The sequence below is a fragment of the Mitsuaria sp. WAJ17 genome, assembly GCF_014174515.1.
Taxonomy (GTDB): Bacteria; Pseudomonadota; Gammaproteobacteria; order Burkholderiales; family Burkholderiaceae_C; genus Roseateles_B.
The window spans coordinates 98185-122585 of sequence record NZ_JACJUG010000013.1; the positions used below are offsets into that span (position 1 = coordinate 98185).

Genomic DNA, 24401 nt, shown 5'->3' on the forward strand with positions numbered 1-24401 from the left:
CGCTTCAGGACGGACGTTAGTCCAGGCAGCCGGGCGCCAGCTCAACCAGAGCCTTGCGCAGGGGGAACCAGACGCTGGGAATTTCTGGATGCGAAGCCAGGCTCCCGTCGATGGCTGGGTACGCCGAGTAACCGCGGGAGGTGACGGCGGCATCGGCATAGCGGACCTCAAGCCTCCACAGCTGGCCATCCATCACCTCGACGCCCTGCAGAGAATACGACGGGCGCCAGCGCCATACATTCGCATCCTCCAGGACCTGTCTGAGACGACGCCAGTCTTCGGGCGTCGGCTGGCGCATCTTGGGGCGAATCGTCGAGCCGCGGTCATGGCGCGTGCACTTCAGGCGCCCGCCGACGATTTGCAGCTCATTGCTCGTCCCCATGTGACTGACCGAGAAGAGGAAGCGGCTGGGCGGGCCTGCGGGCTTTCCGTTCGCCATTCCACAGATGGGGGCGAGCAGCAGCGTTATGAGCAGGCTGAAGGGGCGAACACGTCGCATAAGGATTGCTTTCAATGAGTGCCGTCGCAGGCGCGGAGCCGCCACCATGGGCATCTAGCCGATGGGCGTTTTGCAAGGCAACGGTGAAGTCTGTGGTGCCAGTGCGGTGGCTTGGCGCCCGGACTTTCGTTGAGGTCAGCAGGCCGAAGCGCCCAGGCGCTCCACGCGCTGGGTGAGGAAGGCCACCGCCAGCTCGGACTCCGGCTGCAGGCGCTGGCCGATGTAGAGCTCCTGGCGGCGCTGGCTGATCTGGGTGCGCAGGCGGCTCTGCATGATCTCGAAGGGGGCCAGGCCGCGGCCCTCGGCGCCCTCGATGGCCTGCATCAGCTGGTGCATGGGATGGGCCTGCAGCGAGATCAGATGGGCCTGCACCACGCGCAGCCGGCCCTGCACGGCCAGCTCACTGCGGCGCAGCCACTCCAGCACGGCATCGCCATTGCTGCCAGTGACCTTCAAGGGATCCTCGCCGGCCTCCAGCAGCAGGCGCTCCAGCAGGAAACGATTGCCCTCGGCGTAGGCCTTGTTGGCGTCCATCATCGCCTGCTCGCGCTGGCGGCGCTGGGCCTCGTTGGGTGCCAGGTCGGGGTGCAGGCGCATGGCCGCACGGCGGTAGAGCTGCTTCAGCGAGGGCGGTTCGACCTCGATCACCCCACCCCCCTCCGGCTGGCACGGCAGCGGGGCCGCATCCGGCAGGCGAGGGATCCGTGGCAGGTCGGTGGCGCGCGGCGGCGTGGGCAGGGAGACTTCCACGCCGTTGCGGCGCAGGGCCTCGGCCAGGTAGAGGCTGGCGGCATGCAACTGGGATTCCAGCGCATCCAGTTCCAGGTAGAGTGGGCCCAGCAGGGCGGTGTAGCGGTCCACGAAGGCCTGCAGCGCGGTGTGTAGCAGGTGGAAGCTCTGCTCCTGCTCGGCGACATAGCGTTGCAGGTCCGCCATCTGCTGGCGGCGGCGTTCGAATTCGTGGCGAGTGAGCACAGGGCGGCGCATGGCGGATCCAGGGAAGGCGTCAGGTGTCACGACTCGCAAACATACTGGGCACTATTGTGGCTCGCCACCGGCGGCCGCCAATGAAAAAGAGCCCGCGGATGCGAGCTCTTTTGCCCAGATTCGGGTAATCCTGGGCAGGAAGGCGCTTCCTGTCCCGCCGCCGTTCAGGGCTTGGCCGCTGAGGCACCGTCCGCCGCGGAAGCCGGGGCAGCCATCAGCGGGGCCGAGGCCATGCTCGCACCCTCGGTCGCCGCCTGCGCCGGAGCGCTGACAGGGGCCGGGCTGGCCTCCACCGGCTTGGCTGTGCCCTGCGTCATGGGCAGCAGGGGCACGATCAACAGGGCCACGATGTTGATGATCTTGATCAGGGGATTCACGGCCGGGCCGGCAGTGTCTTTGTAGGGATCGCCCACGGTGTCGCCGGTGACGGCGGCCTTGTGCGCTTCGGAGCCCTTGCGGTGCACGACGCCCTTGTCGTCGGTGAAGCCTTCCTCGATCAGCTTCTTGGCGTTGTCCCAGGCGCCACCGCCGGTGCACATGGAGATGCCCACGAAGAGCCCGGTCACGATGGTGCCCATCAGGACGCCGCCCAGGGCTGCTGGGCCCAGCGTCATGCCCACCACGATGGGGGCGATCACCGGCAGCAGGGACGGAATGATCATTTCCTTGATGGCCGCCGAGGTCAGCATGTCCACGGCCGCGCTGTAGTCCGGCTTGGCCGTGCCTTCCATGATGCCGGGGATCTCCTTGAACTGCCGGCGCACCTCGACCACCACCGAGCCCGCAGCGCGGCCCACGGCTTCCATGGCCATCGCACCGAAGAGGTAGGGAATCAGACCGCCGATGAACAGGCCCACGATGACTTTGTGGTCGGAGAGATCGAAGCTCAGGTGCATGCCCCGGGCTTCCAGGGCATGGGTGTAGTCGGCGAACAGCACCAGGGCGGCCAGGCCGGCGGAGCCGATGGCATAGCCCTTGGTCACGGCCTTGGTGGTGTTGCCCACGGCGTCCAGTGGGTCGGTGATGTCGCGCACGCTGTCGGGCAGGTCGCTCATCTCGGCAATGCCGCCTGCGTTGTCGGTGATGGGGCCGTAGGCGTCCAGGGCCACGATGATGCCGGCCATGGACAGCATGGACGTGGCTGCCACGGCAATGCCGTACAGGCCGGCCAGGTGGAAGGCGGTGTAGATGGCCGCGCACACGAAGATCACGGGCCAGCCCGTGGACTTCATCGAGACACCCAGGCCGGCGATGATGTTGGTGCCATGGCCGGTGGTCGAGGCCTGCGCCACATGCTGCACGGGGGCGTACTGGGTGCCGGTGTAGTACTCGGTGATCCACACCATGGCGGCGGTCAGGACCAGGCCCACGGCGCAGGCGCCGAACAGGGACATGGCATTGGCCTTGAGGCCGCCCGCCAGTTCAATCTCGCCGGGGAACATGGCCGTGGTCACGAAGTAGAAGGCGACGAGGCTCAGCACGCCGGCCACGATCAGGCCCTTGTACAGCGCCGGCATCACGTTCTTCATGCCCTCGCTGGCCTTGACGAAGCCGCAGCCGATGATGGAGGCGATGATGGACACGCCGCCCAGTGCCAACGGGTAGACCACGCCGGCATGGGTGGCCGCGCCACCCACCATCAGCGCCCCCAGCGCCATGGCGGCGATCAGGGTCACGGCGTAGGTCTCGAAGAGGTCGGCGGCCATGCCGGCGCAGTCGCCGACGTTGTCGCCGACGTTGTCGGCGATCACGGCCGGGTTGCGCGGGTCGTCCTCGGGAATGCCGGCTTCGACCTTGCCCACCAGATCGGCACCGACGTCAGCGCCCTTGGTGAAGATGCCGCCGCCCAGGCGGGCGAAGATGGAAATCAGCGAGGAACCAAAGGCCAAGCCCAGCATGGGCTTGAGGGCCTCGCTGCTGGCGCCGGTGCCGCCGGTGATGGCGTAGTAGAAGCCGCCCACGCCGATCAGGCCCAGGCCGACGACCAGCATGCCGGTGATGGCACCGCCCTTGAAGGCGACGTTCAGTGCAGGGCCCATGCCCTTGGTGGCGGCCTGCGCGGTGCGCACATTGGCCCGCACCGAGATGTTCATGCCGATGAAGCCGCAGATGCCCGAGAGCACGGCCCCGATGACGAAGCCCACCGCAGTCTGCAGGCCCAGTCCGGGCACCACCGCGATGGCGATGGCCAGCACGACGCCGACCACGCCGATGGTGCGGTACTGCCGCCCCAGATAGGCCGCCGCACCTTGCTGGATCGCCGCGGCGATCTCCTGCATCCGGGCATTGCCGGCGTCCTGGCTCAGGATCCAGCTGCGTTGAATGAAACCATACAGAACCGCGGCCAGGCCGCAGGCCAGCGCGAAATACAGCGCCACACTCGTCGACATGTACATGTCTCCTTCGTTGTCTCTGCCGTTTGAAAAAGATGCCTGCTTCTCAACGTCAGTCCTGCACGCCGTTCAACAGGTCCGTCGGGGCATGCTATGCGAGTGGAAGTGCCGAAAGATTGATCGTTTACCAGTGGTTGCCAGAAATCCCTTGACGCCCCGCGCGCGGGCCGTCGGGGCGGCTGTGTCAGCCTGAGATCAGGGGCGCCGGTAGAATCCGGGTTTCCCCGTGACGCGAGCGCGGACCCCTTTCGTTGACTAATGACAAGACCATGAGCCTGCACAACGTGACCCCCGGCCCCAAGGCGCCCGAGCAATTCAACGTGATCATCGAGATCCCGATGAACGCCGACCCGATCAAGTACGAGGTCGACAAGGAAAGTGGTGCCCTGTTCGTGGACCGCTTCATGACCACGGCCATGCACTACCCGTGCAACTACGGCTACATCCCCCAGACCCTGTCCGATGACGGCGACCCCGTGGATGTGCTGGTGATCACGCCCTTCGCCCTGACCCCGGGCGTGGTGGTGACCTGCCGCCCGATCGGTGTCCTGAAGATGGACGACGAAGCCGGCGGCGACGCCAAGCTGCTGGCCGTGCCCACCAGCAAGATCCTCCCGATCTACGACCACTGGAACAAGCCCGAGGACATCAACCCCATGCGCCTGAAGGCCATCCAGCACTTCTTCGAGCACTACAAGGACCTCGAGGCTGGCAAGTGGGTCAAGGTGCAGGGCTGGGAAGGCCCCGAGTCCGCCAAGGCCGAGATCGTGGCCGGCATGGAAAACTACGCCAAGTCCCTGCAGAAGTAAGCCGGGCAAGAACTGACCCCGCGTCGGTTCCGCCACCAGACGACGCCGCCCAGGGCCCAGGCCCCGGCGGCGTTTTTCATGAGGCGTCTGGTGTGCCGGCCGACGGGCGCTTGAAGGGTTGGTGGGTGCGCAGATCCTCGGCATAGCTGGCGATGGCCGGGCCCTCGCGGGCCAGGTAGTCCGCCACCGCGTCCCGGAAGTCCGGGTGGGCCAGCCAGTGCGTGGAATGGGTGTCGATGGGCATCAAGCCTCGCGCCAGCTTGTGCTCGCCCTGAGCACCGCCCTCGAAGCGCCGGTAGCCCCGGGCCATGCACCAGGCCAGGGGCTGGTAGTAGCAGGCGTCGAAGTGCAGGCAGGAGATGTCCACCAGGCTGCCCCAGTAGCGGCCGTAGGCCACACCCTGGTCCGGGTCTAGGGCGATCAGCGAGCAGGCGACGGGCTCGCCCTGGAGCTCGGCAATGAACAGCAGCCAGTGCCGGGCCATGCCATCGGCCATGAGTCGGAAAAAGTCCCGGCTGAGGTAGGGCGTGCTGCGGTGCTCGGCATAGGTCTGGCGGTAGCAGCGGTGGAAGAAGTCCCAGTCCTGCGCCCGGATCTCGTCGCCCTGCAGCACGCGGTAGCTGACGCCGGCCTCGCGCACGCGGCGCTGCTCCTGCTGGATCTTCTTGCGCTTGTCCCGCTGCAGACTGGCCAGGAAGGCCTCGAAGCCGGTCGGTGGCGTCGGGCTCGCCTCCCAGTGGAACTGCACGCCGCTGCGGCCCAGCCAGCCGGCGCCGATCAGGGCCCGCTGCTCCTGGGGCGTCGGGAACAGGACATGGGCCGAGGACAGCTTCAGGGCCTCTGCATGCGCGCGAAGGGCCTCGATCAAGGTGGCTTGGGCTCCGGCGTCGCGCGCCAGCAGCCGGCTGCCCGGCACGGGCGTGAAGGGCACGGCCACCAGCAGCTTGGGGTAGTAGGCCAGGCCGTGGCGGGCATGGGCCTCGGCCCAGGCCCAGTCGAAGACGTACTCGCCGTAGGAATGCGTCTTGAGGTAGGCCGGGCAGGCCGCCACGAGCTCGGGACCATCCCAGGCGCTGAAAAACTGTGGCGCCCAGCCACTTTTCTCGACGGCCGAGCCCGAGTCGTGCAGGGCCTGCAGGTACTCCAGCCGCATGAAGGGCGTGGGATGCGGGCTGGCGGCCAGCAGGGCGTTCCAGGCGGCGAGGGGCAAAGCGCCCGGGTCGTCGTCGATCCGGACCTCCAGGGGTGGGTGAGGGCTCATCGTGGCCGGGATCTTAGGGCGAGGAGCGCAAGCCGCGATGGCGCGGGGCGGTACGCCGGGATTTGGGGCCAGGGCAAATGATGGCAGGATGAGGGTCATGGAATTCCACAATCTCTACAACCATCAACTGGCGCGCATTGCCGTGGGCGTGCCGCAGTGCCGCATCGCCGATCCCGCCTTCAATGCGCTGCAGACCGCGGCGCTGATGCAGCAGGCCCACGAGGCCGGTGCGGCCGTGGTGGCCTTCCCGGAACTGGGCCTCTCGGCCTACAGCTGCGACGACCTCTTTCATCAGCGAGCCTTGCTGGATGCCTGCGAGGAGGCCCTGGCCGAGCTGCTGCAGCAGTCCCTGGCTTTGATGCCCATCGCCATCGTCGGCCTGCCGCTGCGTCTCGAGCACCGTCTCTTCAACTGTGCCGTGGCACTGCACCGCGGCCGCCTTCTGGCGGTGTGGCCCAAGACCTACCTGCCCAACTATGCCGAGTTCTACGAGGCCCGGCAGTTCAATGCCGCAGATGAGCTGCTGAGCCGCGAGATCGAGCTGCTGGGCCAGCGCGTGCCGACGGGCAGCGATGTGCTGGTCGAGGCGCAGGACGTGCCGGGGCTGGTGCTTCATGCCGAGATCTGCGAGGACGTCTGGACGCCCATCCCGCCCTCGTGCTATGCGGCCCTTGCTGGTGCGACCGTGCTGGTCAACCTCTCGGCCTCCAATGTCACCGTGGGCAAGGCGGCCTATCGCCGGCAACTGGTCTCGCAGCAGGCGGCGCGCTGTCTGGCGGCCTATGTCTACACCTCGGCCGGTGCGGGCGAGTCCAGTACCGACCTGGCCTGGGACGGCCAGGCCCTGATCAGCGAGAACGGAGACCTGCTGGCCGAGTCGCAGCGCTACCACCGTGGCTCGCAGCTGATCTTTGCTGACGTCGATCTGGAGCGCCTCGCCCGCGAGCGCATGCGCCAGACCAGCTATGGCACCTCGGTGCGCCGCCATGCTGCCCAGCTGCAGGGCTTCCGCCGCGTGGGGCTGGAACTGGCGCCGCCGCGCGAGCAGGCCCTGGGCCTGCGCCGCCGCGTGGACCGCTTTCCCTATGTACCCGCCGACCGCAGCCGCCGCGACGAGCGCTGTCACGAGGTCTTCAACATCCAGGTGCAGGCCCTGGTGCAGCGCCTGGAGTCCAGCGGCATCCGCAAGCTGGTGCTGGGCGTTTCCGGCGGACTGGACTCCACGCACGCCCTGCTGGTTGCCGCTCGCGCGATGGACCAACTGGGCCTGCCGCGTCAGCACATCATCGGCGTGACCATGCCCGGCTTTGCCACCAGCACCCGCACGCGCGACCAGGCCTGGCGCCTCATGCAGGCCATCGGTTGCGAGGCGCGCGAGATCGACATCCGCCCCAGCTGCACCCAGATGCTGCAGGACCTCGGCCATCCCTTCGCCGCAGGGCAGACGGTCTACGACGTCACTTTCGAGAACGTGCAGGCCGGCGAACGCACCAGCCATCTTTTCCGCCTGGCCAACCACCTCGGCGCCCTGGTGCTGGGCACGGGCGACCTGAGCGAGCTGGCTCTGGGCTGGTGCACCTATGGCGTGGGCGACCACATGTCGCACTACAACGTGAACGCCAGCGTGCCCAAGACCCTGATTCAGTACCTGGTGCGCTGGGTGGCCGAAACAGACCAACTGGACCATGACAACGGTCCTGCCAGCGGACGTGAGGTGCTGCTGGACATCCTGGCCACCGAGATCAGTCCCGAGCTGGTCCCGGGCCAGGCCCTGCAGAGCACAGAGAGCCACATCGGGCCCTACGAGTTGCAGGATTTCAACCTCTTCTACACCCTGCGCCACGGCTTTGCGCCGGCCAAGATCGCCTTCCTGGCTCTGCAGGCCTGGGGCGACCGGGAGCTGGGCGAATGGCCTGATGGCGAGCATGTGAAGCGCAACGAATACGAGCTTGCCGAAATCAAGAGGGTGCTCAGCATCTTCGTGAAACGCTTCTTCCAGGGCAGCCAATTCAAGCGCAGTTGCGTGCCCAACGCTCCCAAGGTGGGCAGTGGCGGATCGCTGTCGCCGCGGGGTGACTGGCGGGCGCCCAGTGACGGTGAAGCAGGTGTCTGGCTGGCCGATCTGCAGCGGATTCCGGCCTGAGTTCCATGCTTAAATCGGGGGCAACAGCCTTTATCAATCCGCTTTGGAGTCCCCGATGAAACAGATCACCGCCATCATCAAACCCTTCAAGCTGGACGAGGTCCGCGAGGCCCTGGCCGAGGTGGGCGCGTCCGGTCTGACCGTCACCGAGGTCAAGGGTTTCGGCCGCCAGAAGGGCCACACGGAGCTCTACCGCGGCGCCGAGTATGTGGTGGACTTTCTGCCCAAGGTGAAGGTGGAGGTCGTGGTCAAGGATGATGACGTCGAGCGCTGCATCGAGGCCATTCTCAAGGCAGCCAAGACCGGCAAGATCGGTGACGGCAAGATCTTCGTGACCCCGGTGGAGCAGGTCATCCGCATCCGCACCGGCGAAGAAGACGAGGCAGCGGTCTGACCCCTCGGTCCGCCATGAAGCAGGGCGCCTCGCGAGGCGCCCTTTTCTTTGGGGCCGAGGAATTCAGAGAAAGCGATGCCAGGCCGCGGCGCCCCAGACGCCGGCGCACAGCAGCAGGGACAGCAGCACGGCCGCGCTGGCCAGGTCCTTGGCTCGCTTGGAAAGCTCGTGCAACTCGAAGCCCACGCGGTCGATGGCGGCCTCGATACCCGAGTTCAGCAGCTCGACGATCAGCACCAGCAGCAGGGAACCCAGCAGCAGGGCGGTCTCCACCCAGCCCTGCCCTAGCCAGAAGGCCAGGGGCACGGCCAGCACGCACAGCCAGACCTCTTGGCGGAAGGCGCTCTCGCCGCTGTAGGCTGCCTTCAGGCCGGCCCAGGAGTAGCCCGCTGCATGCCGGATGCGATCGAGGCCCCTGCGGCCTTTGTGCGGGTTGCTCATGGCTTCTTGCGCGCGGGCGGCAGCTGCGTGATCACGCGGGTCCGGCACAGCAGGTCGTGCAGGAACTGGCGCGAGGGATGCAGTCGGGCCAGCAGCACATAGCCCAGCACGCCGGCCAGCAGGGCACCGAAGATGGCGCCACCGTCATGCAGTTCGGCGAAGTGGACCGAGGCCAGGGCTGGCAGGAACCACAGCCAGGACAGCAGGTAGCGCGCGAGGGCGCGCCCTTGGCGCAGGGGGGCGCCGTGCTCATCGACCACGCGCAAGTGCCAGGCCTTCATCGCGACGGTCTGGCCGCCGTGGGTCCAGAACCATATGAAGTAGATGCCCAGCACCACGAACTCGAAGGCCTGTAGGCCGCTCTTGCCGATGAGGGCGCTGCGCTGCTGCGTGAGTGCGGCGTAGAGATAGCCCGATATGAAGGTGACCCCAAAGAGCAGCACGCCTTCATAGAGAAAGGACGCCATGCGGCGCCACAGGCTGGGCGCCTGCCCGGGGAACTGCGCTTCCATCGTTCAGCGCGCGGGCGTCGAGGCCGCGGCGGGTGCCTGGGGAACGCGGGGCAGCAGGGTCTTGGGATCGACCAGGGCCGGATCGACGACCAGCTTGCGCCGGGCTGGCAGCGCGCGGCCGGCCTGCGGTACGCCCTGCGTGATCAGCACCGTGCTGACGCCCGGGCGGGCCTGTAGCACCGAGGGGGCGACAGGGACGGGCGCAGCGGCCTGCTTTGGAGGCACGAAGGCGGACTTGGCACCGCTCAGTGGCTTCTGGGCCTGGGCCGCGGCTTTGGGATCGGCACGCTTCTGGGCGGCCTTCTCAGCACCCTTCTGGGCGAGGGCCTGACGCTCCTCCGGCGTGAGGGCCTGGTAGGCCTCCCACTTGGACTGGAGCTTTTCCGACTGCAGCTTCTCGTCGCGCAGCTGGGGATTGGACTGGAAGCCCACACGCGCCTGCTGGCGCTCGGCGGGGCTCATGCGGGTCCAGGCGATCATGCGCTCGCGCAGGCGGGCCTGCTGCTCGGGCGTGAGGGTGTGGAAGCGGGCGGCGATCTCCAGCCACTTGCTCTTGCGCGCGGCATCGAGGCCGTCCCACTCATCGGCCAGGGGCGCCAGGACGGCCTGTTGGGCCGGCGTGAGGGTGGACCACCGCTGCGCCCCCACCAGGCTGGCGGTGGGCAGGGGTTTGGGAGCCGGGGGCAGGGCGGGAAGGGCTGCCGAGGCCGGCGCCGCGGCGCTGGCGGCCGCGGCAGGCGCTTCGCTGGACTGGGCGTGGGCGATGCCCAGCAGTGCCGGAATCAGCAGCAGGGCAAGCAGGCGGCGGACGTTCAGCGCAGGCGTCATGGGCGGGCGGTCACTCTTCGTGTCGTTCTTGTTGCTCGTCCGGATTCTCATCCAGGTATTCCTTGAATCCCGCATCGCTGTAGGCGGCGGGCGGCAAGGGCTTGGCCAGCATGGCGGTGTCCACCTCGGCGGCGGCCAGGATCTGCTGGTACCACTGGCTGTGCTGGATCAGCAGCAGGCCGGCCAGCAGCAGGAGCAGGGGGGCCAGCGAGGCCAGCTTGAACCAGCGCGCCGGGCGATCACCGCCCTGCAGGGCCAGGGTGCTGCCCATGCGAAGGGTCTGCTCCGCGGTGACGGGCACAGCCACGCGGGCTTCCTTGGCCTTGCGCAGGGCCTGTTCGCGCGCGAAGCGCAGGCGCTCGGTGATGTCGGCGGGCAGTTCGTCGCTGGCCTGGCTGAGGCCGACGGCCAGGCGCTTGCCATAGGCCGATACGCGGGCGTCAACCGCCGGGTCCAGGGTGGACGTCGTGTGCTTGTTCATAGTGTGATCCCCTTGCCTTTGAGCGCCTTGGCCAGTGCGTGAACGGCCCGTGAGCAGTGCGTCTTCACACTTCCCTCCGAGCAACCCATGACGCTGGCCGTCTCGGCGACGTCCAACTCTTCCCAGTAACGCAGCAGGAAGGCTTCCCGTTGACGTGTCGGCAGTTGGCTCACCTCGGCGTCGATGGCCTGGAGGATCTGGCTGCGCGACACCTCGTCTGCCGCGCTGAGCGTACCCAGGCCGCCGTTGCTGCTGGTGAGCGTTTCCAGCAAGTCGAAGTCGTCGTCCGGATCAGCGCCTTCGACGTCCGACATAGTGAACATGACGGCGTTGCGGACCTTCTGGCGCCGGAACCAGTCCATGGTCGCATTGGACAGGATACGCTGGAAGAGCAAGGGCAGTTCGGCTGCTGGGCGGTCGAAGTACTTCTCGGCCAGGCGGATCATGGAGTCCTGGACGATGTCCAGGGCGGCATCGTCGTCGCGGACCATGTAGACGGTGCGCTTGAAAGCCCGCCGGTCCACGCTCTTCAGGAAATCGTTGAGTTCTTTGTCTGTCGCCAAGATGCATCCAGTGCGCCCGGGCCGGTGCGCCGGCGGGAAAACGTCGCGGATTATGGCACTGCCCTCGGAATTGGAGTCCAGACCCCAGTCAGGGCGCCAATTCCATGCATAATGCTGCTTCGCACAATGAGTTCCCAAGGTCTCAAGCTGGTGCCCGACCGGGGTGCCGAGTTTTTTGACCGCGCACGTTCCGAATCCGCCTCACAAGGGTGTGAAGAGGAGCACCGATGGTTTTTCGTCAGAGAAATTCACAGAGGTTCGACATGGATATGTCTGCCGCGGACGTCAAACGTGCAGCGACCGATGGTCGTGCACAACCGCATTCTTCTTCCCATACCGCTTCGGAGCTCAATGGCTCCGAGATCCTGGTCCGTAGCCTGCAAGCAGAGGGTGTCAAGTACCTCTGGGGCTATCCGGGCGGCGCTGTCCTCTACATCTACGACGCGCTCTACAAGCAGGACTCCATCCAGCACGTTTTGGTGCGCCACGAGCAGGCTGCCGTGCATGCCGCTGACGGCTATGCCCGCGCCACCGGCGAAGTCGGCGTGGCCCTGGTGACCTCGGGTCCCGGCGTCACGAATGCCATCACCGGCATTGCGACCGCCTACATGGACTCCATCCCCATGGTGATCGTGACCGGCCAGGTGCCCACGCCGGCCATCGGCCTGGATGCCTTCCAGGAGTGCGATACCGTGGGCATCACCCGCCCCATCGTCAAGCACAACTTCCTGGTGAAGGACGTGCGCGACCTCGCCAGCACGCTCAAGAAGGCCTTCCACATCGCCCGCACCGGCCGTCCCGGCCCCGTGGTGGTGGACATCCCCAAGGACGTCTCCCTCAATAAGACCCACTTCAGCTACCCGGCCACGGTCGAGATGCGCTCCTACAACCCGGTCAAGAAGGGGCACTCGGGGCAGATCCGCAAGGCGGTGCAGCTGTTGATGGCTGCCAAGCGCCCCTACATCTACACGGGTGGCGGCGTCATCCTGGGCGAGGCCACGGCCGAGCTGCGCGAGTTGGTCAACCTGCTGGGCTATCCCTGCACCAACACGCTGATGGGCCTGGGCTCCATGCCCGGCACCGATCCGCGCTTCCTGGGCATGCTGGGCATGCATGGCACCTACGAGGCCAACATGACCATGCAGCACTGCGATGTGCTGCTGGCGGTGGGCGCGCGCTTTGATGACCGCGTGATCGGCAACCCCAAGCACTTCGCCCAGGTGGAGCGCAAGATCATCCACGTGGACATCGACCCCTCATCGATCTCCAAGCGCGTGCGCGTGGATATCCCCATCGTCGGCGACGTCAAGGACGTGCTGCAGGAACTGATCCATCAGATCAAGGAAGCACAGGCCCGGCCAGACAGCGCTGCCATCAACGCCTGGTGGAGCCAGATCAATGAGTGGCGCCGCAAGGACTGCCTGTCCTACAAGCGCGACAGCGAGGTCATCAAGCCGCAGATGGTCGTCGAGACCCTCTGGAACCTGACCCGCGACCGCGACACCTACATCACCTCTGATGTGGGCCAGCACCAGATGTGGGCCGCGCAGTTCTACAAGTTCGATGAACCCCGCCGCTGGATCAACTCCGGGGGCCTGGGCACCATGGGCGTGGGCCTGCCCTATGCCATGGGCATCAAGCTGGCCAAGCCCGAGTCGGATGTGTTCTGCATCACCGGCGAAGGCTCCATCCAGATGTGCATCCAGGAGCTCTCGACCTGCCAGCAGTACAAGACGCCGGTCAAGATTGTCTCCCTCAACAACCGCTACCTGGGCATGGTGCGGCAGTGGCAGGAACTCGACTACGAGGGCCGCTACTCCCACAGCTACATGGATGCGCTGCCCAACTTCGTCAAGCTGGCGGAGGCCTACGGGCATGTGGGCATCCTTGTCGAGCATCCCGCGGACGTGGAGCCCGCGCTGCGCGAGGCCATGCGCCTGAAGGACCGCACCGTCTTCCTGGACGTGCGCACCGATCCGACCGAGAACGTCTGGCCCATGGTCAAGGCGGGCAAGGGTATTTCGGAAATGCTGCTGGGGTCCGAGGACCTGTGAGCCTCCCGTGAGCCCTGCACGGTCCGCCGGCTTACCGGCCCCGGACCGGCGTCAGGGTCCACGATGGCCCGCATCGGCATCCCGCTGCATTCTTTTTCCACCATCGAAGAGCGTGGCCAAGGGCCGTCGGTTACCGCCGCCGGCCTGAAGAGCGCGAAGGACGAGACCCATGAGACACATCATTGCTTTGCTCATCGAGAACGAGCCGGGTGCGCTGTCGCGCGTCGTGGCCCTGTTCTCCGCCCGGGGCTACAACATCGAGAGCCTGACCGTGGCGCCGACGGAAGACCCGTCGCTGTCCCGCATGACCATCGTGACCACCGGCTCCGATGACGTCATCGAGCAGATCACCAAGCACCTGAACCGGCTGATCGAGGTCGTCAAGGTCGTGGACCTCACCGAGGGCAACTACACCGAGCGAGAACTCATGCTCATCAAGGTGCGGGCCGTTGGCAAGGAACGCGAGGAGATGAAGCGCACCGCCGACATCTTCCGCGGCCGCATCATCGACGTGACCGAGAAGACCTACACCGTCGAGCTGACCGGCGATGCGAGCAAGCTCGACGCCTTCATCGACGCCATCGACCGCACCGCCATCCTGGAGACCGTGCGCACCGGCGCCAGCGGCATCGGGCGCGGCGAGCGAATCCTCAGGGTTTGATCCTTTCCCCTGGCGGCAGGCCATTGCGGTTTGCCGTCGCCCTGCAGGCCATGAGCCGGCAGGGCAGCGAACCTGGCTCGGTGTGGCCCCGGCACGAGGTTCGCAAGCGCAAGGGGCCCGAACATTGATCGCAAAGTTTTTCTGGAGACCGACATGAACGTTTACTACGACAAGGACGCCGACCTCAGCCTGATCAAGGGCAAGAACGTCACCATCATCGGCTACGGCTCACAAGGCCATGCCCACGCCCTGAACCTGAACGACAGCGGCGTGAAGGTCACGGTCGGCCTGCGCCGCGGTGGCGCGTCCTGGTCCAAGGCTGAAAACGCCGGCCTGAAGGTCGCCGAGATCGCCGAGGCCGTGAAGGCTGCCGATGTGGTCATGATCCTGCTGCCGGATGAGCAGATCGCCGACGTCTACAAGCGCGAAGTCGAGCCGAACATCAAGCAGGGCGCCTCGCTGGCCTTTGCTCACGGCTTCAATGTGCACTACGGTCAGGTCACGCCCCGCGCCGACCTGGATGTCTGGATGGTCGCCCCCAAGGCCCCTGGCCACACCGTGCGCGGCACCTACACGCAGGGCGGCGGCGTGCCCCACCTGATCGCCGTCTACGCGGACAAGACCGGCAAGGCCCGTGATCTGGCGCTGTCGTATGCCTCGGCCAACGGCGGTGGCAAGGCCGGCATCATCGAGACCAACTTCCGCGAAGAGACCGAGACCGACCTCTTCGGCGAGCAGGCCGTGCTGTGCGGCGGTGCCGTCGAACTGATCAAGGCCGGCTTCGAGACTCTGACCGAGGCCGGCTACGCGCCCGAGATGGCCTACTTCGAGTGCCTGCACGAGCTCAAGCTGATCGTGGACCTGATCTATGAAGGCGGTATCGCCAACATGAACTACTCGATCTCCAACAACGCCGAGTACGGTGAGTATGTCACCGGCCCGCGCGTGGTGACCGAGGCCACCAAGGAAGCGATGCGCCAGTGCCTGAAGGACATCCAGACCGGCGAGTACGCCAAGAGCTTCATCCTGGAGAACAAGGCCGGTGCCCCGACCCTGCTGTCCCGCCGCCGCCTGACGGCCGAGCATCCGATCGAGCAGGTCGGCGAGAAGCTGCGCGCCATGATGCCCTGGATCAAGAAGAACCGCCTGGTCGATCAGTCGAAGAACTGATCAAGCGCTGATCAAGCGCTGAGTCACGGGATCTCCGGATCCCTTTTAGAGAGCCGCGTCGCCTCCGGGCAGACGCGGCTTTTTTATGGCGAGGCTTGCGCTATCCTCCCTGCCCATGACCGATCCCAAGCAGTCCACGGTGCCTTTCGATGACGATGAGGACGCCGACGTCCTGACCCCCGTGCGCCCGCGCCGCAAGGGCATCTACATCCTCCCCAACCTCTTCACGCTGGCCGCGCTCTTCGGCGGCTTCTATGCCATCGTGATGGCTATGCATGGCCGCTTCGAGCAGTCGGTCTACGGCGTGTTCTGTGCCATGGTGCTGGACAGCCTGGACGGTCGGGTGGCCCGCATGACCAATACCCAGAGCACTTTCGGTGAGCAGATGGACAGCCTCTCCGACATGGTGTCCTTCGGCGCCGCACCAGCCCTGATCATGTACGAGTGGGCGCTGCAGGGTCTGGGCAAATGGGGGTGGTTCGCGGCCTTTGTCTACTGCGCCGGCGCCGCGCTGCGCCTGGCCCGTTTCAATACCAATATCGCCGTGGTCGACAAGCGCTTCTTCCAGGGCGTGCCCAGCCCGGCCGCGGCGGCCCTGGTGATGGGACTGATCTGGGTCATGGAGGATGCCGGCTATCACGCGCCGACCGCGTCCCCGGGCCTGGCCTGGCTTGCCTTCGGCTTCACGCTCTACGCGGGCCTGACCATGGTTACCAACGCACCCTTCTACAGCTTCAAGGACATCAGCTTCAAGCGCTCGGTGCCCTTCATCAGTGTGGTCGCGATCGCCCTGGGCATCGCGCTGATCAACATCGACCCGCCGCGTGTGCTCTTCGGCCTGTTCTGCTTCTACGGCCTTTCGGGCTATGGGGTCTACGCCTACAAACGCATGAAGGGCAAGCCGGTCAGCGTGATCGCGATCTCGACCGACGAGCCCGATGAAAAGGGCCTTCACCATTGACGTAGGCAGGCCTGGTGCCAGTGCCGGGCCGCGTGCTACATTCAATCACCATGAAGACGCTGAACGTCATCGCCGCTCTGCTACTAGCCATCGGGCCCTTGGGCACGAGGCAGTCGCGCGTCTGACCGCCACCGTACTTTCGCACCAAGAGCCCGCCGAGCACCTGCTTCGCGGGCTTTTTGTTTTTCCGGCCGCATTGTTCCGACTTCCAACCTTCACGTTCCACGGAGACCCTCATGGCTGACAAGCTCATCATCTTCGACACCACCTTGCGCGATGGCGAGCAGTCGCCCGGCGCCTCGATGACGAAAGACGAGAAGCTGCGCATCGCCCGCCAGCTGGAGCGCATGCGTGTGGACGTGATCGAGGCCGGCTTCGCTGCAGCCAGCAATGGCGACTTCGAGGCTGTCAAGGCCATCGCCGACGTGGTCCGCGAGAGCACCGTCTGCTCGCTGGCCCGCGCCAATGACCGCGACATCGCTCGTGCCGCCGAGGCGCTCAAGGGCGCGGCCCGCTCGCGTATCCACACCTTCATCGCCACCAGCGAACTCCACATGGAGAAGAAGCTGCGCATGACGCGCGAGCAGGTGCTGGAGCAGGCCCGCCTGGCGGTGCGCTTTGGCCGCAACCTGACGGACGACATCGAGTTCTCGCCCGAGGACGGCTACCGCTCCGACATGGACTTCCTCGCCCGCGTCTGTGAGGCCGTGATCGCAGAGGGGGCCCGCACCATCAACATCCCCGACACCGTGGGCTACGCCATCCCCGAGCTCTACGGCAACTTCCTCAAGACCCTGCGCGAGAAGGTGCCCAACTCCGACCTCGCCATCTGGTCCGTCCACTGCCACAACGACCTGGGCATGGCCGTGGCCAATTCCCTGGCCGGCGTGAAGATCGGCGGCGCGCGTCAGGTCGAGTGCACCATCAACGGCCTGGGTGAACGCGCGGGCAACTGCTCGCTGGAAGAGGTGGTGATGGCGGTCAAGACCCGCCGCGACTACTTTGGCCTGGACGTCGGCATCGATGCGTCGCAGATCGTGCCGGCCTCCAAGCTGGTCTCCCAGACCACGGGCTTTGTGGTGCAGCCCAACAAGGCCGTGGTGGGTGCCAACGCCTTCGCGCATGCCTCGGGCATCCACCAGGACGGAGTGCTCAAGGCTCGCGACACCTACGAGATCATGCGTGCCGAGGACGTGGGCTGGAGCGCCAACAAGATCGTGCTGGGCAAGCTCTCGGGCCGCAATGCTTTCAAGCAGCGCCTGCAGGAGCTGGGCATCGAGCTGGAGTCTGAGGCCGAGATCAATGCCGCCTTCCAGCGTTTCAAGGACCTGGCCGACCGCAAGAACGAGATCTTCGACGAGGACATCATTGCCCTGGTGATGGACGAGTCCGTCATCCAGGACAACGAGCACTACCGCCTGCTGTCCCTGGCCCAGCGCAGCGAAACCGGCGAGCGCCCGCATGCCCGCGTGGTCTTCGCTGTCGGCGAGAAGGAATTCAGGGCTGAGAGCGACGGCAACGGCCCGGTGGACGCCTGCCTGCAGGCCATCGAGTCCGAGGTGCAAAGCGGCGCGGAAATGATCCTCTATTCGGTCAATGCCATCACCAGCGGCAGCACAGAATCGCAGGGCGAGGTGACGGTGCGTCTGCAGCATGCGGGACGTGTGGTCAATGGCGTTGGTGCCGATCCCGATATCGTGGTCGCGTCGGCCAAGGCATATTTGGCTGCGTTGAACAAGCTGCAGAGCAAGACGGAGCGCGTGGCGGCCCAGGGGTGAACCCGGCTGCCGCCGGACCCGGCGACGGGTCCGGAGCCCCCGCCAGTCGCCCCGTTCGTGAACTTTAAAAGCCTGAGCTAAGTTTTTGATCTTGCCGGTGTTTTCCGCTTGACCTAAACTGGCGCAGACCTTGTTGGGGGCTGGCGTGAATGCTGTTGTAAAGACCATGTTGGGAGCTGCCGCGGGCAGCATGATCGCCGTGATGCTGGCCCTGGCTTCGCAAGGTGCCCAGGCCGCGTCAACCGCCACCGGCAAGAGCGCAGGCAAGGCCCCGACCAAGGCCGTGGCCAAGAACGTCCGCAAGGCCAGGCCGGCCTCGGTCATGCGCAAGGCAGCCGTGGTGGCAACGCCGGCCAGCCCGACCTTCGGCCAGATGTACGGCCTGCATTCGGTCGATGATCCCCTGGACCTCAAGAGCAGCGTGGCCCTGGTCATGGACCAGGACACCAACGAGATCCTGCTGTCCAAGAACACCCAGGCGGTGCTGCCCATCGCTTCCATCACGAAGCTGATGACGGCCCTGGTGATCGTCGAGGGCGGTCAGTCCCTGGACGAGAAGATCACCATCACGGACGAAGACCGCGACACTGAGAAGGGCACGGGCTCACGCCTGGCGCCTGGCACCACGCTGACCCGCTCGGAGATGCTGCACCTGGCCCTGATGTCCTCGGAGAACCGTGCTGCCAACGCACTGGGTCGCAACTACCCGGGCGGACTGACGGCCTTCGTCGCTGCCATGAACCAGAAGGCGCAGGCGCTGGGCATGTCGGACACCCATTATGTCGAGCCTACGGGCTTGTCCAGCCGCAACCAGTCCAGCGCCAAGGATCTGGCGGCTCTGGTCAAGGTGGCCCATGAGGTGCCCCTGCTGCGTGAATACTCCACCACCCCGGACGCCACCGTGGCCCTGGGGCGCCGCCAGGTCGCCTTCCACAACACCAACGGCCTGGTGCGTTCGGGCAGCTGGGACATCGGTATCCAGAAGACCGGCTTCATCAACGAAGCCGGCCGCTGCTTGGTGATGCAGGCCAGCCTGGCCGGGCGCAAGCTGATCATGGTGCTGCTGGACTCCACCGGCAAGTACTCGCGGATTGGCGATGCCGAGCGTATCCGCAAGTGGCTGACCAACACCGGGGTGAGCAACCCCGGGGGGGGCCAGCCCCAGGCTCAGATGACGCTGGGCAAGGCCGGCTGATCCACGCCGCCGGCAAGCTCGGCGAACGCCCCAAAAAAGACGCCCGGACCGCAAGGTGCCGGGCGTTGCTGTTTGTGCGGCACCGTCGAGTCAGCCCCGGTAGCCCAGGGCCGAGGAGATCTGGGCTGCCGTGTCCTTGAGGCGACCCAGCCAGGCCTCCTCCAGGCGATCGGCCGGTGCTGAGATGGACAGGCCGGCGACCAGCTTGCCCTGGTCGTCATAGATGCCGGCGGCCATGCAGCGCACGCCCAGTTCCAGCTCCTCGTCATCGCGGGCCACGCCGCGCTGGCGCACCATGGCCATCTCGCGTTCAAGGGCCGCGAGGTCGGTCAGGCTGTTGCGGGTATGGCCGGCCAGGCCGGTGCGCGTGGCGTAGGCGCGCACGCGCTGGGGATCGTCGCTGGCCAAGAAGAGCTTGCCCACGGAGGTGAGGTGCAGCGGGGCGCGGCCCCCCACGGCGCGGACCACCTGCATGCCCGAGCGTTCGGAGTAGGTGCGCTCGATATAGACGATCTCATCGCCCTGACGCACCGAGAGATTGACGGGCTGGTGGGTGAACTTGTGCAGCTCGCGCATGGGCTCCAGCGCGGCATCCCGCACGTCCAGGCGGGCCTTGACCAGATTGCCCAGCTCAAGCAGGCGCATGCCCAGGCGGTAGGCGCCGGCCTCGGGGCGATCGACATAGCGTCCGATGGCGAGGTCGTTCAGGATGCGGTGGGCGGTGGAGGGGTGCAGCCCGGTGGTCTCGCTGATCTGCTTCAGGGAGACGGGGTCCTGGTGGCTGGCCAACACGTCCAGGATGGCGAAGCTGCGTTCCAGGACCTGGATGGCAGGGGTCTGTGCCTCAGTGCTCTTCATGCCGACCATTGTGCGGCAAAGCAGCATTTTTTTGCATGGCGAAATTGGAGGCCGGTCTCAGTGTGTGGCGCGGGGCGCGACAGGCGTCAGTTCAGCATGCAATGCCAGCGCTGCCTGGCGGCCGGACCGGACCGCGCCTTCCAGCGTGGCAGGATACGGCCCATCAATATAGTCGCCGGCCGCCCACAAGCCCTGGGCGATGCGGGCGCCGGGCCGTTCCAGGCCGGGCGTGCAGGCAAAGGTGGCGCGCTTCTCGGCCACGGCTCGTTCCAGACGCAGGCCGCTGAGTTGGGGGGCCTGGCTCATCACCTGAGCCAGCGCCGCTTCCGCACAGACGGTGGTGCCGCCTTGTCCCCGTTCCAGCCAGGGCGCGGCACCGCTGACCACCGCGGCAAAGCGCCCCGGCTGCAGGCCCAGCAGGCCATGGTCGAAGAGATACTGGGCCGGGGCCTCGGCCGATTCCTGCAGCGCCACCATGGGGAAGGGCAGACGGCCCTCGGCGCGCAGGTAGACGGTGACGATGGGCTCATAGCGCAAAGCTGCGGCCTGGGTGGACCAGGCCGGCGCGATGGACTGCAGCTGGCGCGCCGCCTCCAGCGCCGGGCAGGCCAGCAGGACGGCATCGAAGCGCTCGTGGCCACCCTCCGCGCTGACCGTCCAGCGGAAGTCCTCGCCCGGCGTCAGGCGGGCCCGGACGCCGGTGTGGAGGTGGGCGCCACGGGCCGCCAGCGTGCGCAGTGCGGGCAGGGGCAACAGCTCCGCCAGCGGGCGGCGCGGCAGCAGCAGGTCGGCAGAGCCATGGCCGGCGAAGAGTGCATCCTTCAGGACGCGAAGAAAGACACGGGCGCTGGCTTGCTCGGCCGCGGTGTTCAGCGCGGCCACGCACAAGGGCGCCACCAGCTCGGCGAAGGGCTCGGCGTGCATGCCGCGGCACAGGGCGCTCACGCTCAGCGACTCGGCGCACCGGAAGCCGCCCAGCGCCCAGCGCAGGCTGTGCCTCAGCAGGCTGAGTCGGGCCGCCCAGGGCCAGTGCGAGGCGTGCATCACCGCCCGGCTGAAGGCCAGCAGGGGCGGCCCCTTGGGCAGTCGCAGGCCTCGGCCCTGGGCGTCGGTGAGCTGAAGGGGGCTGCGCCACAGCAGTTCATCAGGTGACAGGCCCAGCGAGCGCATCACGGCCAGGGTCTCCGTGTAGGCGCCGATCAGGATGTGCTGGCCATTGTCCAGCGGGGTGCCGCCGTCGTCTTCGGCCAGGCTGCGGGCCCGCCCGCCAGGGGCTGACGCCAGCTCGAACAGGCTCAGCGCGTGACCCTGCGCCTGCAGCACGAGGGCTGCACTGAGGCCGGCCCAACCGGCACCGATGACCGCGACACGGGCCATGCAGTCAGCGGCCGCGCCAGTTGGTCTTCATCGCAATCCACACCTTGCGCAGCGGCGTCAGCGAGATCTTCTGGTGCAGCACGCGGAAGTCTTCGGCCTCAAGCTCGCGCAGCAGGGCGCGGTAGATATTGGCCATCATGAGGCCGGGCTTCTGAGCCTTGCGATCCGCCTCGGGCAGCAGGGCGAAGGCCTCGTCGTAGAGGCGGTGGGCACGCTCGGCCTGGAACTGCATCAGCGCGGTGAAGCGCTCGCTGTAGCCCCAGGGGGTCTGGCGCAGCAGGATCTCGTTGGCCTTGACGCCGAACTGCTGCAGCTCGTTCACCGGCAGGTAGATGCGGCCACGGCGGGCGTCGTCGCCCACGTCGCGGATGATGTTGGTCAGTTGCAGGGCCAGGCCCAGCTTGTGGGCGTAGGCGATGGTCTGGGCCTCGGTGCGGCCGAAGATGCCCGAGGCCACCTCGCCCACCACGCCGGCCACGAGATGGCAGTAGCGCTGCAGGCCGGCGAAGTCCAGGTAGCGGCTCTGGTCCAGGTCCATCTGGCAGCCATCGATCACGGCCAGCAGGTGCTCGGCACGGATGTCGTAGTCGCGAACATGGGGCATCAGGGCCTTCATGGCCGGATGACTGGGCTGGCCGGCGAAGGCCGCCTGCACTTCCTTGCGCCACCAGGCCAGCTTGGCGCCGGCCACGCCAGGGTCCTGGATCTCATCGACCACGTCGTCCACCTCGCGGCAGAAGGCATAGAAGGCGGTGATGGCGGCCCGCCGGGGCGGCGTGAGGAACTGGAATGCGTAATAGAAGCTGGACCCGCTGGCTGCGGCGCGCTGCTGGGCGTACTGGTCGGGCGTCACGCAGCGGCTCCTTGCTGGGCGGGGCGCATGCGAAGGGCTCGCCACAGCAAGGGGGCGGCGTCCAGGGCGCTCAAGCGCGGGCGGTGGACAAGAGAGGCGTGATCCATGGCCTCGATTCTCTCAAGAATGCGAAGGCCGCCCTGGACGACCAACCTCAATTCCCAGCCTGCCCGCCCTGGCAGGCCATGAACCAGGGGGGCGCCCGACTGCATCAGCTGCCGGGCCCAGCCACAGAGCTCTGCGATCAGGCGCCGGGCCTGTGGGCCATCCTCGCAGCGCACCCAGGCCTCGGCCAGCAGGCCGTGACGATCCAGGTCCTCCTGGGGCACATAGCAGCGGCCGTTGGGGCCGTCGCGACTGAAGTCCTGCCAGAAGTTGATCAGCTGCAGGGCGCTGCAGATGGCATCGGACTGCCGCAGCGCCTGCGGGCTCTCGACGCCATAGAGGTGCAGCAGCAGCCGGCCCACCGGATTGGCCGAGCGCTCGCAGTAGTGCAGCAACTCGGCGCGGCTGGCATAGCGGGTCTTGACGAGGTCTTGCTCAAAGGCGTCCAGCAGGGCCTCGAACAGGGGTGGGGTCAGGGCATGCCTGCGGATCTGCTGGGCCAGCGGGGCGAAGACGCGGTCGGCCCAGCGCTGCGAGGGCACCGCCCCCGCGAAGCAGGCCCGCAGGTCCTCGCGATAGGCGCGCAGCGCGGCTTGTCGCTCGGCGGTGGTGGCGCTGCCTTCATCTGCCAGGTCGTCGGCCGTGCGGGCGAAGTGGTAGATCGCCACCACGGCAGGCCGCAAGTGCGGGGGGCACAGCCAGGAGGCGACAGGAAAGTTCTCGTAGTGCTCTATGCTCACGGCCGGCATTGTGTCCGCAATGTCCGCTGGTCTGGAGGTGTGCCGGCGCGCCCGTTCCGGGGTTTGACAAGCCGGAACGGGCTCAATACATTACTGACCGGTCAGTCAGTTACTGATTCGCCGTATGGAATGAACGTGCCGGGTGGCAGTCCCTCGGCCTGCCGCCGCTCCACGCCGCACGATCCGTCATGAAGAGGTCTTCGATGCCCAAAATCCGGAATGCCCGACTCCCCGCCCTGATGCCCCTCGTGCCGCTGATGGCAGCCCTGCTGCTCAGTGCTTGCGGCAAGCAGGCCGCAGCACCTGAACCGGAGCGCGCCGTCCGGACCCAGCTGATCGAGGCGGGCAGTGCTGGCATGACGCGTGAATACGCGGCTGAAATCCGCGCCCGCACTGAATCCCGCCTCTCCTTCCGCGTGGGCGGCAAGATCCAGCAGCGCTTGGTGAACCTGGGTGACAAGGTCCGCGCCGGCCAGGTGCTGGCCCAGCTGGATGCCCAGGACCTGCGCCTGGGCTCCGAGGCGGCGCAGGCCCAGATGATCGCAGCCCGCACCAATCGGGACCAGGCCGGGGCCGACTACCGCCGCTTCATCGAGCTCCATCAGCAGGGCTTCATCAGCGCCGCCGAGCTGGAGCGCCGGGACGCCTACTTCAAGGCCGCCCAGGCCCAGCTGGACCAGGCGCGTGCGCAGGCCGGCGTGCAGGGCAACCAGGTGGCCTATGCCGCGCTCGTGGCGGATGCGCCGGGCGTCGTGACCGGCGTGAATGCCGAGCCCGGCATGGTAGTGGGGGCGGGCATGCCTGTGCTGAGCGTGGCTCACGATGGGCCCCGGGATGTGGTGTTTTCCGTCCCTGAGGACCAGGTTGGTGGCTTGCGCGCCGCCGCCAGCCAGTCCGGTGCGCTGCGCATGCGTCTGTGGGGCCAGCAGGAGGTCGTGCCGCTGATCCTGCGCGAGGTGTCGGCCGCGGCCGATCCCGTCACTCGTACCTTCCAGGTCAAGGCCGACGTGGGCAAGGCCGACGTCAAGCTGGGCCAGACGGCCGCCGTGCTGCTGGAACTGCCGCGCCTGGGCAATGTGGTCAAGCTGCCCCTGAGCGCCATCCTGGAGCGGGGGGGCAAGAGCCAGGTCTGGGTGCTGGATCCGGCGTCCATGACGGTCAAGGCCCAGCCGGTTCAGATCGGTGGGGCCGATGGCAACACCGTGGTCATCGCTGGTGGGCTCACGCCGGGCCAGGAGGTGGTGACGGCGGGCGTCCATGTGCTGAACGACGGCCAGAAGGTGCGTCGCTACGCGGGTGACGCCGCGCCTGCTGCGGCCACCGCGGCTTCGCGCTGAG

Annotated in this window: 23 protein-coding genes; 10 read left to right on the forward strand and 13 right to left on the reverse strand. The window is 67.0% G+C overall.

Annotation, left to right across the window (positions count from 1 at the left end; all coding sequences use genetic code 11):
* Positions 1-16: 16 nt before the first annotated feature.
* From H5407_RS12500 to H5407_RS12510, 3 genes are all read right to left on the reverse strand, one after another.
* Positions 17-499: a hypothetical protein gene (locus H5407_RS12500; protein WP_183104774.1), complete on the reverse strand. Its 483-nt coding sequence runs from the start codon at positions 497-499 to the stop codon at positions 17-19.
* A gap of 135 nt (positions 500-634) precedes the next feature.
* A complete protein-coding gene (locus tag H5407_RS12505; protein WP_183104775.1) occupies positions 635-1486 on the reverse strand; it encodes a J domain-containing protein in 852 nt (283 codons plus the stop codon).
* A 164-nt stretch (positions 1487-1650) separates the two neighbouring features.
* On the reverse strand, positions 1651-3876 hold the full coding sequence (locus tag H5407_RS12510) for a sodium-translocating pyrophosphatase (protein ID WP_183104776.1): 2226 nt from the start codon (positions 3874-3876) through the stop codon (positions 1651-1653).
* A gap of 272 nt (positions 3877-4148) precedes the next feature.
* Here H5407_RS12510 and ppa point away from each other — a divergent pair, with 272 nt between their 5' ends.
* On the forward strand, positions 4149-4688 hold the full coding sequence (gene ppa, locus H5407_RS12515) for an inorganic diphosphatase (protein WP_183104777.1): 540 nt from the start codon (positions 4149-4151) through the stop codon (positions 4686-4688).
* A 76-nt stretch (positions 4689-4764) separates the two neighbouring features.
* Here ppa and H5407_RS12520 read toward each other — a convergent pair whose 3' ends face one another.
* Positions 4765-5949: a GNAT family N-acetyltransferase gene (locus tag H5407_RS12520; RefSeq protein WP_183104778.1), complete on the reverse strand. Its 1185-nt coding sequence runs from the start codon at positions 5947-5949 to the stop codon at positions 4765-4767.
* Between the two features lie 97 nt (positions 5950-6046).
* On the opposite strand from H5407_RS12520, the gene H5407_RS12525 reads away from it, so the two are divergent.
* Both H5407_RS12525 and H5407_RS12530 read left to right on the forward strand, forming a co-directional pair.
* Positions 6047-8092 carry an NAD(+) synthase gene (locus tag H5407_RS12525; protein ID WP_255501220.1) on the forward strand — a complete coding sequence of 682 codons (2046 nt, stop codon included), beginning with the start codon at positions 6047-6049 and terminating at the stop codon, positions 8090-8092.
* A gap of 55 nt (positions 8093-8147) precedes the next feature.
* Positions 8148-8486 carry a P-II family nitrogen regulator gene (locus H5407_RS12530; RefSeq protein ID WP_183104780.1) on the forward strand — a complete coding sequence of 113 codons (339 nt, stop codon included), beginning with the start codon at positions 8148-8150 and terminating at the stop codon, positions 8484-8486.
* A gap of 63 nt (positions 8487-8549) precedes the next feature.
* Here the strand turns inward: H5407_RS12530 and H5407_RS12535 are convergent, their stop codons facing one another.
* The 5 genes from H5407_RS12535 to H5407_RS12555 are packed head-to-tail and all read right to left on the reverse strand — an operon-like array spanning position 8550 to position 11311.
* Positions 8550-8927: a diacylglycerol kinase gene (locus tag H5407_RS12535; RefSeq protein ID WP_183104781.1), complete on the reverse strand. Its 378-nt coding sequence runs from the start codon at positions 8925-8927 to the stop codon at positions 8550-8552.
* Positions 8924-9439 carry an RDD family protein gene (locus H5407_RS12540; RefSeq protein ID WP_183104782.1) on the reverse strand — a complete coding sequence of 172 codons (516 nt, stop codon included), beginning with the start codon at positions 9437-9439 and terminating at the stop codon, positions 8924-8926. Before H5407_RS12540 ends, H5407_RS12535 begins: the two co-directional genes overlap by 4 nt.
* 3 nt (positions 9440-9442) lie before the next feature.
* A complete protein-coding gene (locus tag H5407_RS12545) occupies positions 9443-10318 on the reverse strand; it encodes a DUF3106 domain-containing protein (protein ID WP_183104783.1) in 876 nt (291 codons plus the stop codon).
* Positions 10278-10748 (reverse strand): DUF3619 family protein, encoded by a 471-nt coding sequence (locus tag H5407_RS12550; RefSeq protein ID WP_183104784.1) that lies wholly within the window; start codon positions 10746-10748, stop codon positions 10278-10280. The genes H5407_RS12545 and H5407_RS12550 overlap by 41 nt, the downstream gene beginning before the upstream one ends.
* A complete protein-coding gene (locus H5407_RS12555) occupies positions 10745-11311 on the reverse strand; it encodes an RNA polymerase sigma factor (RefSeq protein WP_183104785.1) in 567 nt (188 codons plus the stop codon). Before H5407_RS12555 ends, H5407_RS12550 begins: the two co-directional genes overlap by 4 nt.
* Before the next feature lie 263 nt (positions 11312-11574).
* On the opposite strand from H5407_RS12555, the gene H5407_RS12560 reads away from it, so the two are divergent.
* The 6 genes from H5407_RS12560 to pbpG all read left to right on the forward strand — a co-directional run bounded on the left by H5407_RS12560 (position 11575) and on the right by pbpG (position 19130).
* Positions 11575-13365, forward strand: coding sequence for an acetolactate synthase 3 catalytic subunit (locus H5407_RS12560; protein WP_183104786.1), 1791 nt, complete (start codon positions 11575-11577; stop codon positions 13363-13365).
* A 169-nt stretch (positions 13366-13534) separates the two neighbouring features.
* Positions 13535-14026 (forward strand): acetolactate synthase small subunit, encoded by a 492-nt coding sequence (gene ilvN, locus H5407_RS12565; protein ID WP_183104787.1) that lies wholly within the window; start codon positions 13535-13537, stop codon positions 14024-14026.
* Between the two features lie 153 nt (positions 14027-14179).
* Entirely contained in the window at positions 14180-15196 is a 1017-nt protein-coding gene (gene ilvC, locus H5407_RS12570; protein WP_183104788.1) for a ketol-acid reductoisomerase, read from the forward strand.
* A gap of 115 nt (positions 15197-15311) precedes the next feature.
* Entirely contained in the window at positions 15312-16157 is an 846-nt protein-coding gene (pssA, locus tag H5407_RS12575; RefSeq protein WP_183104789.1) for a CDP-diacylglycerol--serine O-phosphatidyltransferase, read from the forward strand.
* Positions 16158-16393: 236 nt separating this feature from the next.
* Complete coding sequence (locus H5407_RS12580; RefSeq protein WP_183104790.1) at positions 16394-17935, forward strand: 2-isopropylmalate synthase; 1542 nt, start codon at positions 16394-16396, stop codon at positions 17933-17935.
* A gap of 166 nt (positions 17936-18101) precedes the next feature.
* Complete coding sequence (pbpG, locus tag H5407_RS12585) at positions 18102-19130, forward strand: D-alanyl-D-alanine endopeptidase (RefSeq protein WP_183104791.1); 1029 nt, start codon at positions 18102-18104, stop codon at positions 19128-19130.
* A 90-nt stretch (positions 19131-19220) separates the two neighbouring features.
* On the opposite strand, the gene H5407_RS12590 is transcribed toward pbpG, so the two are convergent.
* Genes H5407_RS12590 through hpnC form a run of 4 tightly spaced genes read right to left on the reverse strand, consistent with a single transcriptional unit; the run spans position 19221 to position 23072 of the window.
* Positions 19221-19988, reverse strand: a complete 768-nt coding sequence (locus H5407_RS12590) for an IclR family transcriptional regulator (RefSeq protein WP_183104792.1) — start codon at positions 19986-19988, stop codon at positions 19221-19223.
* A gap of 57 nt (positions 19989-20045) precedes the next feature.
* Entirely contained in the window at positions 20046-21365 is a 1320-nt protein-coding gene (gene hpnE, locus H5407_RS12595) for a hydroxysqualene dehydroxylase HpnE (RefSeq protein WP_183104793.1), read from the reverse strand.
* A 4-nt stretch (positions 21366-21369) separates the two neighbouring features.
* Complete coding sequence (gene hpnD, locus H5407_RS12600) at positions 21370-22218, reverse strand: presqualene diphosphate synthase HpnD (protein WP_183104794.1); 849 nt, start codon at positions 22216-22218, stop codon at positions 21370-21372.
* Positions 22215-23072 carry a squalene synthase HpnC gene (gene hpnC, locus H5407_RS12605; RefSeq protein WP_183104795.1) on the reverse strand — a complete coding sequence of 286 codons (858 nt, stop codon included), beginning with the start codon at positions 23070-23072 and terminating at the stop codon, positions 22215-22217. The genes hpnD and hpnC overlap by 4 nt, the downstream gene beginning before the upstream one ends.
* A gap of 194 nt (positions 23073-23266) precedes the next feature.
* Here hpnC and H5407_RS12610 point away from each other — a divergent pair, with 194 nt between their 5' ends.
* Complete coding sequence (locus H5407_RS12610; protein ID WP_183104796.1) at positions 23267-24400, forward strand: efflux RND transporter periplasmic adaptor subunit; 1134 nt, start codon at positions 23267-23269, stop codon at positions 24398-24400.
* Position 24401: the final 1 nt, after the last annotated feature.